The sequence below is a fragment of the Bradyrhizobium genosp. SA-3 genome, from assembly GCF_004212635.1.
Lineage (GTDB): Bacteria > Pseudomonadota > Alphaproteobacteria > Rhizobiales > Xanthobacteraceae > Bradyrhizobium.
On the sequence record NZ_PSRT01000193.1, the window covers coordinates 1 to 12,800 of the forward strand.

General features: G+C 64.5%; 9 protein-coding genes and 1 pseudogene. 8 read left to right on the forward strand and 2 right to left on the reverse strand.

The genetic code is table 11. The features are described from left to right. Window positions 1-40: 40 nt before the first annotated feature. Window positions 41-313 carry a phosphopantetheine-binding protein gene (locus CWO91_RS38565; protein WP_130220620.1) on the reverse strand — a complete coding sequence of 91 codons (273 nt, stop codon included), beginning with the start codon at window positions 311-313 and terminating at the stop codon, window positions 41-43. 356 nt (window positions 314-669) lie between these two features. On the opposite strand from CWO91_RS38565, the gene CWO91_RS38570 reads away from it, so the two are divergent. The 7 genes and pseudogenes from CWO91_RS38570 (at window position 670) to CWO91_RS38600 (ending at window position 10,434) form a co-directional block, all read left to right on the forward strand. Beyond that, on the forward strand, window positions 670-1,887 hold the full coding sequence (locus CWO91_RS38570) for an acyl-CoA dehydrogenase family protein (protein WP_130220621.1): 1,218 nt from the start codon (window positions 670-672) through the stop codon (window positions 1,885-1,887). A gap of 56 nt (window positions 1,888-1,943) precedes the next feature. After that, window positions 1,944-2,924, forward strand: coding sequence for an amino acid--[acyl-carrier-protein] ligase (locus tag CWO91_RS38575; protein ID WP_130220622.1), 981 nt, complete (start codon window positions 1,944-1,946; stop codon window positions 2,922-2,924). A 41-nt stretch (window positions 2,925-2,965) separates the two neighbouring features. Beyond that, window positions 2,966-3,841 (forward strand): acyl-CoA acyltransferase, encoded by an 876-nt coding sequence (locus CWO91_RS38580; RefSeq protein WP_130220623.1) that lies wholly within the window; start codon window positions 2,966-2,968, stop codon window positions 3,839-3,841. A 357-nt stretch (window positions 3,842-4,198) separates the two neighbouring features. Then, window positions 4,199-7,067: pseudogene (locus tag CWO91_RS38585) on the forward strand (PAS-domain containing protein). Between the two features lie 205 nt (window positions 7,068-7,272). Beyond that, the gene (locus tag CWO91_RS38590) at window positions 7,273-8,250 is read left to right on the forward strand and encodes a tripartite tricarboxylate transporter substrate binding protein (RefSeq protein ID WP_130220624.1); all 978 of its coding nucleotides are present in this window, start codon (window positions 7,273-7,275) and stop codon (window positions 8,248-8,250) included. Window positions 8,251-8,435: 185 nt separating this feature from the next. Next, on the forward strand, window positions 8,436-8,921 hold the full coding sequence (locus CWO91_RS38595) for a tripartite tricarboxylate transporter TctB family protein (protein ID WP_128930784.1): 486 nt from the start codon (window positions 8,436-8,438) through the stop codon (window positions 8,919-8,921). A 4-nt stretch (window positions 8,922-8,925) separates the two neighbouring features. Further along, window positions 8,926-10,434 carry a tripartite tricarboxylate transporter permease gene (locus tag CWO91_RS38600; RefSeq protein ID WP_130220625.1) on the forward strand — a complete coding sequence of 503 codons (1,509 nt, stop codon included), beginning with the start codon at window positions 8,926-8,928 and terminating at the stop codon, window positions 10,432-10,434. Between the two features lie 106 nt (window positions 10,435-10,540). Here CWO91_RS38600 and CWO91_RS38605 read toward each other — a convergent pair whose 3' ends face one another. Further along, complete coding sequence (locus CWO91_RS38605) at window positions 10,541-12,235, reverse strand: bifunctional diguanylate cyclase/phosphodiesterase (RefSeq protein ID WP_130220626.1); 1,695 nt, start codon at window positions 12,233-12,235, stop codon at window positions 10,541-10,543. 221 nt (window positions 12,236-12,456) lie between these two features. Here CWO91_RS38605 and CWO91_RS38610 point away from each other — a divergent pair, with 221 nt between their 5' ends. Next, complete coding sequence (locus tag CWO91_RS38610) at window positions 12,457-12,717, forward strand: hypothetical protein (protein WP_165406007.1); 261 nt, start codon at window positions 12,457-12,459, stop codon at window positions 12,715-12,717. The last annotated feature ends 83 nt before the right edge of the window (window positions 12,718-12,800 follow it).

The following is a 12,800-nucleotide window of genomic DNA, read 5'->3' on the forward strand; positions in this document are numbered from 1 at the left end:
TGCGCCGGGACGACGCTGGGGGTGAAATTGGCGCGTTTAGCTAAGCCGCCGTCGCCGGCTGCAACTGGGTCGCGACCATCCGCTCCAGCGTTTCGACGGACTGGAAGTTCTCCGGCGTGATCTCGGCTTGGGGGATGGTGAAGTCGAACTCGGCCTCGACGCCGAGCATCAGATTGACCATGTCCATCGAGGTCAGGCCAGCGTCGACGAGCTTCGCCGACGGTGTGATGTTCGCCGTGAGCGAGTTCTGCTCGAGGATGCCCTTCACCAGCTTGATGATGCGATTGCGCATGTCGGTATCGAAAGCCTGCATCGGCAAATTCCCATCTGTCTATCGGAGGCGGACCGGACTGCCGGCTACGATGGGCACGGCCAGTCGATCCCGCAATGGGCATGAGGGTTACTTCGCTCTTCTTAGTAAACGATGACTCAGATTGACTAAAATTCAGGCCTCTTCCAGATCACTAACGCGACCGTGGAAATTCCGGTGATGCAAACAACCGGACCTTAACTGTTCGTTCGGAATTGGGATTTGTTTACCCTCTATTTCATCGACGAATTTGAATTAAATCCGTAGCCTCGTCTCACAAGCAAAGATGGTCGGAGGATCGCTGGCGGCATCGCGAATGATGGCGGCGATCTCGAACGGCAAACCGGAGGCGGACGAGAATGAACGTGCGTGAAGCAGTCCTCACTGTCGACGAAACGCAGACGAGCTTTCTCGATCAGGGTCCCTCCCTGATCGAGCGTGCCGCCCGGACCGCCGCCGCCGCGGCGGCCGATGCAGACGGGGTCGACCGCGATGCCCGCTTCCCCCACAAGGCTTTCGAGGTGGCGCGCGAGCAAAAGCTGCTCGGCGTCATGATCCCGGTCGAGTTCGGCGGCTTCGGCGCATCGATCTATGACGTCACCGACATCTGCTACACGCTTGGGCGCGCCTGCGCTTCCACCGCGATGATCTACGCGATGCACCAGACCAAGGTTGCCTGCGTCGTCAGGCACGGTCACGGCATCCCATGGATGGAAACCATGATGCGCCGGGTCGCCCGCGACCAGTGGCTGCTCGCCTCCTCCACCACCGAAGGGCAGAACGGCGGCAACATCCGCGCCAGCGCGGCTGCGGTCGATCACGCCGGCGATATCGTCTCGCTGGTACGCGACGCCACCGTGATCTCCTACGGCGCCGAGGCCGACGGCCTCGTCACCATCGCCCGCCGGGCCAACGACGCCGCCGCTTCCGACCAGGTGCTGCTGGCGCTCGCCAAGGACGATTATTCGCTGAAGCGGACGCTGGGCTGGGAGACGCTCGGCATGCGCGGCACCTGCTCGACCGGTTTCGAGCTGAAGGTCGATTGCCTTGCCGACCGCGTCTTCCCGGAATCCTACGACAAGATCCACGCCCAGACCATGACGCCATTCGCGCATCTGTGCTGGTCGTCGGCTTGGGCCGGCATTGCCGCCGCCGCGGTGACCCGTGCGCAGGCCTTCATCCGCAAGGCGGCCCGCAGCTCCGGCGGACAAATGCCGCCGGCCGCGGCGCATTTCACCGCCGCCAAGATGTCGCTCGCCAAGCTGCGCGCGCTGATCGCTGCCAACATCGACGCTTTCGACCGCGCCGAGCACGACGAGCGCGCGCTCGGCTCGCTCGACTTCCAGTCCTCGATCACGCTTTTAAAGGTGCAGGCCTCCGAGCTCGCGGTCGAGACGGTGATGCATGCGATGCGCACCGCGGGTCTTTCCGGCTACCGCAACGACGGCGAATTCACGATGGGCCGTCATCTGCGCGACGTGCTGTCGTCGCCGATCATGATCAACAATGACCGTATTCTCGCCAACGCCGCGACATCGACGCTGATGAGCGGCGTGCCAATGAGCCTTCGTGACTAACGTGCCTTGGCGACTGAACCAACAAGAACAATTTTGAGATAGCAGGACATCGACCCATGAATATTGCCGTCCTCCCCAATTCGCCCGACACCGCACCGCAGATCATCGATCCGCTCGATCATCTCGCTGACAAGCTGTTCCACCGCATGGGCTCGGACGGGGTCTACGCCCGCACCGCGCTCTATGAGGGCATCGTCGAGAAGCTCGCCACGCTGATCACTGGCCATCGCGAGGCCGGAACCGAGGTGATGCGCTTTCCACCGGTGATGAGTCGCGCTCAGCTGGAGAAGTCCGGCTACCTCAAGAGCTTTCCGAACCTGCTCGGCTGCGTCTGCGGCCTGCACGGCACCGAACGCGAGATCAACGCCGCCGTGAGCCGCTTCGATGCCGGCGGCGACTGGACCTCATCGCTCTCGCCGGCCGACCTCGTGCTGTCGCCGGCCGCCTGCTATCCCGTCTACCCGATCGCGGCGAGCCGCGGCCAATTGCCGAAGGGCGGTCTGCGCTTCGACGTCGCCGCCGATTGCTTCCGCCGCGAGCCGTCGAAGCATCTCGACCGGCTGCAATCGTTCCGGATGCGCGAATATGTCTGCATCGGCAGCCCCGACGACGTCGCCGACTTCCGCGAGCGCTGGATGGTCCGCGCGCAGGCGATCGCGCGCGATCTCGGCCTCACCTTCCGCGTCGACTATGCCAGCGATCCCTTCTTCGGCCGCGTCGGCCAGATGAAGGCGGTGAGCCAGAAGCAGCAGCAGCTGAAGCTCGAGCTCCTGATCCCGCTGCGCTCGGAAGAGCAGCCGACCGCCTGCATGAGCTTCAACTATCACCGCGAGCATTTCGGCACGACCTGGGACATTAAAGACGCCAATGGCGAGCCGGCCCACACCGGCTGCGTTGCCTTCGGCATGGACCGGCTCGCGGTCGCCATGTTCCACACCCACGGCACTGATACCGCCGCCTGGCCGGCCAAGGTGCGCGACGTCCTGGGCCTACAGCCGCATGTTGCGGCCGAGGCCCACGGCGAAGGCTGGCGGTAACGGAACTCACGAGGCCGACCATTTCCACGGGCAAGACGAGCGTGATCCACACCAAGGTCCGATGCCGCGAAATCACCGAGTCCGATGTCGAAGCCATCGCGGACCTGCTGACGCGCGGCTTCGTCGGCCGCTCGCGTGACTATTGGATCCAGGGCCTGCGCCGGCAGGCTTTCCGGACCGTGCCGGAGGGCTATCCGCGCTTCGGCTACATGCTCGAGGATGACGGCACACCGGTCGGCGTACTGCTGCTAATCTACACGGCGCGCAAGAACGGCGAAGAGACCGCCATCCAGTGCAATTTGTCGAGCTGGTATGTCGATCCGGCCTATCGCAACTACGCGCCGCTGCTGACCAAGATTGCGCAGCGGCACAAGGACGTCACTTACCTCAACATCAGCCCGGCGCCGTGGACCTGGCCCATCATCGAGACGCAGGGCTTTCGTGATTACTGCCGCGGCATCTTCTTCTCGGTGCCCGCGCTGGCGCGCGCCCCGCGCTGGAGCAAGATCGAGGTGATCTCGCAGCACGCCAAGGCGATCGAAGGGCTTTCCGACGCAGAGACCGAGCTCTTGACGCGTCATGCGCGCTACAATTGCCTCAGCCTGGTTTGCCGCACGCCGCAGGGAACGTTCCCCTTCATCCTGCAACCGGTGCGCATCCGCCGCGGCTTCATCGCGCCGCCCGCGATGAAACTGATCTACTGCCGCAACACCGCCGAATATGCCGCCTGCGCCGGCCGGATCGGCCGGCTGCTGCTGCGGCTCGGCAAGATCTCGGTGGCCGTCGATTCCAACAGCCCGCTTCCCGGCCTCATCGGCCTCTACACCGAGCGCCGCGGCCGCAAATATTTCAAGGGCCCGCACCGGCCACAGCTCGCCGATCTCACCGATACGGAGCTCGTGCTGTACGGGCCGTAGCGCTAATCTATCCCGTATTGTCGTCCCGGCCTAGTGCGCATTGCGCACGGGGGGCCGGGACCCATACCGCGTGATCTATCGATAGGCGCCGGTGTTTGTACCAAACCTCTTCACTACCGATCTTCGCCAAGCTTCTCGCTGTGGTTATGGGTCCCGGCCCCCCGTGCGCAATGCGCACTAGGCCGGGACGACGAGCAATGTTGGGTGCATTCCGGCGCCCGAGATACACGCATCTCTGCATCGCCAGTCACTCTCCGTAAACTACCGCGCTTAAGGGAATTTTCCGGCCTCTTCGCTACCCTCGGCGGCTGAATTACGTTGCGTTAAGTCTGTTGCCCGCCGAGATCCGCGACTCCCATGACGTCGAGCTGCGACAATGAGCATGGTGCACACCGCGAACAGGCCCCCGCGGCCCTGATCGCGCTCGGCCAGCTTGCGCTCGACCACATGGAGCAGGGCGTCTGCGTCTACGATGCCGACAACCGGATCGTGCTGGTCAATCAGCGCTACCTCACGCTGTTCGACATGTCGGCCGATATCGTGCGGGTGGGCACGAGCTATCGCGAGGTGCTTGCCCACAGCGCGACACGCGGAAACTTCCCCCAGGACGAGCTCGATGCGCTGTATTCGGCGCGGATTGCGCAAATCGCAGCGGGCAAACCATTCCGCACCGAACAGCGGCTTGCAAGCGGCCTCGTCATGGCGCTCGAGTTGAAGCCCCTCCCCGGCGGCGGCTGGATGACGATCTGCGACGACGTCAGTCGTCTCGCCCGGCTCGAGGCGGAATTGCGCGTGCAGACCGAGCGCAGCCAGCACGCGCTCGCGAACATGTCGCATGGCCTCATCATGTACGATGCCGACAGCCGGGTCGTCGTCTGCAACGAACGTTTCCTGAAGCTCTACAACCTCGACCCCGAGATCATGAAGCCGGGCGTCACGCACAGCGCGGCCATCGACCACTGGCTTTCGCGCGGCAACCTGCCGGGCATGTCGGCCGATGAATTCCATGACACCAGGCTGGGCGACGTGCGCGCCAGGAAGGCGAAAACCCTGCTGGTGATGCGCTATGACGGGCGGATGGTGCAGGCTGTCTCCCGCTTCCTGACCGACGGCGGCTGGGTGACGGTGCACGAAGATGTCACCGAACGGCTGCAATACGAGGAGACGCTGAGGCGGCAGAACTTCATCCTCGATGCAGCGCTGGAGAACATGGCGCACGGGCTCGCCTTCTACGACAGCGACATGCGGCTCCGCGTCTGCAATACGAACTACCGCAAGATTTACCGGCTGTCGCCCGAGGAGACCCGGCCCGGCACGCATCTTTCCGAGCTGATCGAGCGTTCGATGGCGAACGGCGCGTTCGCTTCCGAATACAGCCCGCAACAGCTCCTGGAAGCCGCCAGCGCGAGAATCGCGAACCGCGATTCCTCGTCGATGCGACGGCGCATGTCCAACGGCTCCGTGATCTCGGTGCGTTACTGCGCGCAGCCAGACGGCGGCTTCGTCGCCACCTACGAGGACATCACCGAACGCGAACGTGCGGTCGAGGAGCTGAGCGAGCAGTATCGACGTTTCGACGCCGCACTGAACAACATGAGCCAGGGCCTGTGCATGCTCGATTCGAGCCTGCGCATTATCGTCTGCAACCGCCGCTATATCGAGATGTACGGCCTGTCGCCCGAGATCGTGAAACCGGGCATCTCGATGCGCGAGATCATGGAGCACAGCTGCGAACTGGGCATTCATCCGAACACCACAGGCGCGCGGCTCTATGCCGACTATGTCGAGAGGCTGCGCGAGGGCGAGCACACGCTGCACCGCCATTTGAACGACGGCCGCATCATCAAGCTCAATCACAAGCGGATGGAGCTTGGCGGCTGGGTCGTCACCTATGAGGACGTCACCGAGCGCCACAAGGCCCAGGCCCGCGTCGCGCACATGGCGCGCCACGATTCGCTGACCGACCTGCCCAACCGCACGCTGTTCCGCGAGAAGATGAGCGAAGGGCTGAACCAGGTCGCGATCGCCGGCGGCGCGATGGCCGTGCTGTGCTTCGACCTCGACAATTTCAAGACCGTCAACGATCGCCTCGGCCACGCCGCAGGCGATCGCCTGCTGCACTGGGTTGCGGCGCGACTAAAGGAGAATGTCGGCGAGCATGATACCGTCGCGCGGCTCGGCGGCGACGAATTTGCCGTACTCCAGCGCGGACCGCAGCCGCAATCGGCTGAAAAGCTCGCCCGTCGCCTGGTCGAGATCATCGGCCATCCGCCGCCGCTGGAAAGCCAGTCGATCCATGTCGGCGTCTCCGTCGGCATTGCGATCGCGCCCGATCACGGGCTCGATGCCGACGAGCTGATGAAATGCGCCGACCTCGCCCTCTACCAGGCCAAAGGCCAAGGGACGCGGCGCCTACCAGCTGTTCGAGCCCGAGATGGAAGAGGCGGCGCGCAGCCGGCACGCGCTGGAGCAGGATCTGCGCGGCGCGTTGGAATCACGTGAATTCCATCTCGTGTTCCAGCCGCAGGTACGGCTCGACAACTCCGAGCTCACCGGCTTCGAAGCGCTGTTGCGTTGGAAACATCCCTCGCGCGGCTTCGTCTCGCCGGCCGAATTCATTCCGATCGCGGAGGAGACCGGGCTGATCGTCCCGATCGGCGAATGGGTGCTGCGCACCGCCTGTGCGACCGCCGTCTCCTGGCCCGAGGTCACCGTCGCGGTAAACCTGTCGCCGGTGCAGTTCCGCTCGCGCGGCCTGGTGGCGATGGTCACGAGCGCACTTGCGGAAGCCGGCCTGCCGCCACGACGGCTCGAGCTCGAGGTCACCGAGACGGCGCTGCTCGACGACAGCGAGGCGACGATCGAGATCCTGCACCAGCTCCGCGCACTCGGCGTACGGGTCAGCCTCGACGATTTCGGCGTCGGCTATTCCTCGCTGAGCTATTTGCGCAAATTTCCGTTCGACCGCATCAAGATCGATCGCTCTTTCGTCGGCACGCTCGGCGAAAGCCCGGAAAGCGTTGCCATCATCCGCACCATCGCCAGCCTCGGCTCCGTGCTCGGCGTCGAGACCACGGCGGAGGGTGTGGAGACCGCGGAGCAACTCGACTTCGTGCGCGAATGCGGCTGCACCGCCGTGCAGGGCTATTATTTCGGCAAGCCATGCCCGGCGGCCGAGGTCGACGGCACCATCGAGACGCTGAGCGCAGTCCGCCGCGTGGCGTAGCGGCTTTCCCCACTCAAATTCCGTATCTCGGCACGCCTCCAAACGACCAATTGTCGCATGGATCGTTTTCGGCGGAATTGCCGTCTCGCCCCTTGCCTGGCACACGCGCAATGGCGCTTTTCTTCTCTCGTGATTTCGGGAACAATCGTCCCACAAGAACGAGAAACGGCGGCCCGAGCGAGGCCGCTGCGAGGGAGGCGTTTCGATGTCGCGATACGGGCTGAAGACGATTGCCTTTGCCGCCATGCATGCGGTGATGGGCGCAGTGCTCTCCACTGCCGCCAGTGCGCAGGACTATCCCACCAAGCCGATCACACTGATCGTGCCATGGCCGGCCGGAGGGTCGACCGACATCTCGATGCGCGCGATCGCCGACAGCGCTTCGAAGGTGCTGGGTCAGCCCGTCGTGATCGACAACAAGGCCGGCGGCGGCGGCACGGTGGGACCTGCGACCATGGCCGCGGGCGCGAAGCCGGACGGCTACACCATCTCGCAGATCCCGATCACCGTCTTCCGCCTGCCTCTGATGCAGGAGGTGTCGTGGGATCCGGCGAAGGACTTCACCTACATCATCCATCTCACCGGCTATACCTTCGGTGTCACCACCAACGCGGAATCCCAGTTCAAGAGCTGGAAGGACGTGGTGGAATTCGCCAAGGCGAACCCGGGCAAGGTGACCTACGCGACGCCGGGCACCGGGACCTCGCTGCATATCGGCATGGAGCAGATCGCGGCGATGTCCGGCATCAAGCTCACCCAAGTCCCCTTTAAGGGCGGCGCGGAAACCAACGCTGCGGTCCTGGGGCAGCATACGATGCTGCAGGCTGATTCCACAGGGTGGCGGCCGCTGGTCGACGCCGGTAAGCTGCGGTTATTGATGGTGTGGACCGGGGCCCGATCGCCGAACTACCCGGATGTGCCGACGCTGAAGGAACTCGGCTATCCCATGGTCTATGATTCCCCGTTTGGCATCGCCGGCCCGAAGGGGATGGATCCGAAAATCGTCGCCAAGCTGCACGATGCCTTCAAGAAGGCGGTCGAGGATCCGGCCGTCGTGGCAACGCTCGCCAAATACGACATGGTGCCGAACTACAAGAACACCGAGGACTACAAGAAGTTCGTCGTCGAGGTCACGGAGTCCGAGCGCAAGGTGATCGACACGCTCGGGCTTGCGAAGAAGTAGGACTGCGCCGCTTTCGTGTCCCGGACGCAGTGCAGCGCTTCTTCGGCGCTGCGCTGCAGAGCCGGGACCCACCTTTTTGCCCAACTCATGGGCCCCGGCTCTGCAGCGCATCACCATAGCACGTCGAAGACGTGCGTGAACGCACTTATGGTGCTGCGCCGCGTCCGGGGCACGAGAGGGAATCGATGACCAACCAAACCAACGTCAAACTCCGTCTCAGCAATTCCGAACTCTGGGGCGGGCTGATCGGGCTCGCGCTCGGGGGCTTCGTGATCTGGTCGGGGCTGAAGCTCAAGCTCGGCACCATCAACGATCCCGGCTCCGGTTACGTGCTGTTCTACACGGGCATCCTGATCTGCGTGTTCGCAACCTCCATCATCATCTCGGCCATCACCGAGGGCGGACCGACGCTGGCCTCGCGCTGGGAAAATGTGCGCTGGAGCAAGCCTCTTCTCGTCATCGCCTGCCTCACCGCCTTCTCGTTCGCGTTGGAGCCGCTGGGATTCCTGTTGTCGTCGATCCCGTTAATGCTGCTGCTGTTGCGCCTGATCGATCCCGTGCGCTGGACGCTGGCGATTCCGATCGCGGTGCTGGTGCCATCAGGCATGTGGTGGGTGCTCAAGCGGCTGCTTTTGATCCAGCTGCCCTCGGGCCTGTTCGGGATCGGCTGATCGCATGGATACGCTTGCCAATGTCGCCCATGGGTTCGGCGTCGCGCTGACCGGGATCAACCTGCTCTATTGCTTCATCGGTGTGTTCATCGGCACACTGGTCGGCGTGCTGCCGGGCATCGGCCCAATCTCGGCGATGTCGCTGCTGCTGCCGGTGACGCTGTCGGGCACGCCGGAATCCGGCATCATCATGATGGCCGGCATCTATTACGGCTCGATGTATGGCGGCTCGACCACCTCGATCCTGGTCAACATCCCCGGGGAAGCCGCCTCCGTCGTCACCTGCATCGACGGCCATCAGATGGCGAAGCAGGGCCGTGCGGGCCCTGCGCTCGGCATCTCCGCCTTCGGCTCCTTCATCGCCGGCACCTTTGCGCTGATCGCGCTGATGCTGGTGGCGCCGAGGCTTGCCAGCATCGCCATCGCGTTCGGCCCGGCCGAGTATTTCAGCCTGATGGTGCTCGGCCTCGTCGTGCTCACCTTCCTCACCCAAGGCTCGATGCCGAAGGCACTGCTGATGGCCTGCATCGGCGTCGTGCTCGGCCTGATCGGCCTTGACAGCATCACGGCACAGCCGCGGCTGACCTTCGGCCGCATGGAACTGATCGACGGCATCGGCCTCGTGCCCGTCGTGATGGGCCTGTTCGGCGTCGCCGAGGTGCTGCTCAACACCGAGCAGGCGATCAAGCGCGACATCATCAACGCCAAGATCACGCAGCTCTTGCCCAACAAGGCGGATTGGCAGGCGAGCGCCGGCCCGGTGGCGCGCGGCACCCTGCTCGGCTTTCTGCTCGGCATCCTGCCGGGCGGCGGCGCGGTGGTGGCCTCGTTCGCGTCCTATGCGCTGGAGAAGCGGCTGTCGAAAACACCGGAGCGGTTTGGCCATGGCGCGATCGAGGGCGTCGCGGGCCCCGAATCCGCCAACAATGCGGCGGCCGGCGGCGCGTTCATTCCGCTGATGACCTTGGGCATCCCGCCGAACGTGGTGATGGCGCTGCTGCTCGGCGCATTTGTCATCCACGGCCTGCAGCCGGGGCCGCTGCTGATCACACAAAACCCCGGCCTGTTCTGGGGCATCGTCGCCAGCATGTATATCGGCAATGTCATGCTGCTGATCCTCAATCTGCCGATGATCGGCATGTGGGTGCAGCTGCTCAAGCTGCCCTATAACATCCTGTTCCCCCTGATCATCCTGTTCACGATCCTCGGCGTTTACTGCTCGAGCAACAACGTGTTCGACGTTTACGTCATGATCGCGTTCGGGATCATCGGCTATTTCATGCGCAAGCTCGGCTACGAGCCGGCGCCGCTGGTGCTCGCCTTCGTGCTCGGCCCGATGCTGGAGAACAATCTGCGCAAGTCGCTGATCCTGTCGCAGGGCGATCTCTGGACCTTCGTGCAGCGTCCGATCTCGGCGGCCTGCCTTGCACTCGCCATGGTGCTGCTGATCGCGCCGCTGTTGCCCGCGCTGCGCAAGAAGCGCGAGCTGGTGGCGTTGGATGAGGGGGCATGAGAGATTTCGTAGGGTGGGCAAAGGCGCGCTTGCGCCGTGCCCACCATCTCTCCGGTTAAACGATGCGAATGGTGGGCACGCTTCGCTTTGCCCACCCTACAGTGTCTCAGCCCGCCGCAGGCAGCGCATTGTCCGGCGCCGCGCCCCACGGCCGCTCGGCCGAGGCGAGTCCGATCAAGCGGCCCTGGATGTAGTCGCAGCCCCAATCGCGCAGCATGCTTGCGGCCTCTTCGTCCTGCACCCATTCGGCGACCGTCTTGATGTCGAGGCGGCGGGCGAGATCGATCAGGGTGTGCACGAAGGCGCGATCGTCGGCGGACCGCGTGACGTTCTGGACGAAGGCGCCGTCGATCTTGACGATGTCGACGCCGAGCTTGCGCAGGTTCCTGAAGGAGGTGTAGCCGGCGCCGAAATCGTCGATGGCAATGCGGCTGCCGAAATTCTTCAGCCGCGTGACAAAGCCGCGGACATCATCGATATCCTGGATCGCGACCGTTTCGGTGATCTCGACGATCAGCCGCTCGGCGACGCCGGGATGGGCCAGCATCAGCGACTCGATCCCCGCCCACCAGTCCGGATCCATGGTGGTATCAGGCGAGATGTTGAGGCTGAGGCAGATGTCGGGCGCAGCCGCGAGCTCGGCGACCACGAGCTCGAGCACGCGATGATCGACCAGGCGAATCAGGCCGAGCCGTTCGGCGACCGGCACGATGTCGGGTGCGAGCAGCACCTGGCCGTCGCCCTGATCCATCCGCACCAGGCACTCGTGGAAGGCAAGTTCGCGCGAGGCGGCCGAGACCACCGGCTCATAGGCGAGCTTGATGCGGCGCTCGTTCAGTGCGGTGACGATCTCGTCGGTGACGCGGATGTTGACGCGGCGCTGCGCGTCGCGCACGGCATCCGGGCGCCATGTCGCGAACGAGCCGACGCGGCGCCGCTTGGCGGCATCCAGCGTCTCATGGGCGCGGTTGACCGCCTCGTCGGTGTTGCGGGCATAGCGTGGCACGCTGACCGCGCCGATCGACGCGGTGACCGAGACCGGGCCTGATTTCGTCGGCACCACCTCGTCGCGGATGCCGGCGAGGAAGCGCTCGGCGGCAACGTTCATGTCGTCGACGGTGCAGTTCTTCAGGATCAGGCCGAACTTGTTGCCGGAGAAGCGGCCGAGCACGTCGCCGCCGCGCAAGCGCGCGCGAATGCGCTTGGCGACGTCGAGGATCACCGCGTCGGCGACGTCGAAGCCGAAGGCGTCGTTGACGCGGGCGAGATGATCGATGCCGACCAGCATAAAGGCTGCGGTCGAGCGGAAGCGGGTCGTCTCCTCGATCGCCTCGGCCAGCGCCGCGATCAGATGGGAGCGGTTGAGTTCGCCGGTCAAGGGATCGAGCCGGGCCAGCTTCGTCAATTCCTCGTCGCGGGCGTGACGCTCATTGTTGATGCGGACGGAGCCGATCGCGCGCGTGGGGCGGCCGTCGGGACCGGCAAACCAGCGGCCGGTCTCCTCGACCCAGACCACGGGATCGGATGCGCTCATGCGCACGCCGTACTCGACCCGGTAAGGTGTGCCGTCGGCGCCGTGCACGGCGGAGGTCTGCGCCAGCGCAGCGGTTCGCAGCGATTGCGCAGGCTCGATCAGCTTGGCGAATTCGGCTCCGGTAGCGAGCCGCTCGGCGGGAATGCCTGGGAAGACGGCGCTGACCTGCTCACCCCAGACGATGACGTCGCTGGCGATGTCCCAGGCGAACACGGCCTGGCCGAGCGCGGCCAGGATGTCGGAGGCTTGCGGCAATGCTGGGGTCAAAATCGCCTCATTTCGGGACAGTGGGTAAGTCCTGAGCCGGCACAGAATAAAGCCAGATTCGCCCTCGACCCTAGGCAAAGTTGATAAACAATTTGGAAACCACGTTTGCCGACCCGGGGGAACCAATCAGGCCCGGCCGGCATGGGGCTTGCGAGTACATGACACGCACCGGCGCCAGCGTCCCGAAACGCGACAATCCGGCCGGATCAACGGTGATTGCGATGTTGAGTACTGATCGATCGGACGCGGCGGACAACGGCACAGGCACGGCCCTCGTGCCGCTGATGCCGACGTTGCAGTGGGTCCACAAGGCGCCGCTGCCCCGCCCCGATCCCAGCTTCGTCACCCAGCTGATCGCCAATGCCGAGCACCTGCCCCAGACCAGCCGGCTCCGCCGCGCCTCGTCCGAAGATGCGCTGATGGCCTATGGGGGCAAGCGCCCGCTCGGCAGCGTCAGCGCGCGCACGCGGCAGGTGGCTTGATCGCGGCGATTTTTTGTTGGGATGGCACGGCCCTCTTACCTCGCCCCGCTTGCGGGGAGAGGTCGAATTCGAGCGTCGCTCGA

Bases quoted from the DNA above. Each gene is read 5' to 3' on its own strand.
- CWO91_RS38595 (WP_128930784.1), top strand. From the start codon at position 8,436: ATGACCAACCAAACCAACGTCAAACTCCGTCTCAGCAATTCCGAACTC.
- CWO91_RS38610 (WP_165406007.1), top strand. From the start codon at position 12,457: ATGTTGAGTACTGATCGATCGGACGCGGCGGACAACGGCACAGGCACG.
- CWO91_RS38600 (WP_130220625.1), top strand. From the start codon at position 8,926: ATGGATACGCTTGCCAATGTCGCCCATGGGTTCGGCGTCGCGCTGACC.
- CWO91_RS38565 (WP_130220620.1), bottom strand. From the start codon at position 313: ATGCAGGCTTTCGATACCGACATGCGCAATCGCATCATCAAGCTGGTG.
- CWO91_RS38590 (WP_130220624.1), top strand. From the start codon at position 7,273: ATGTCGCGATACGGGCTGAAGACGATTGCCTTTGCCGCCATGCATGCG.
- CWO91_RS38570 (WP_130220621.1), top strand. From the start codon at position 670: ATGAACGTGCGTGAAGCAGTCCTCACTGTCGACGAAACGCAGACGAGC.
- CWO91_RS38575 (WP_130220622.1), top strand. From the start codon at position 1,944: ATGAATATTGCCGTCCTCCCCAATTCGCCCGACACCGCACCGCAGATC.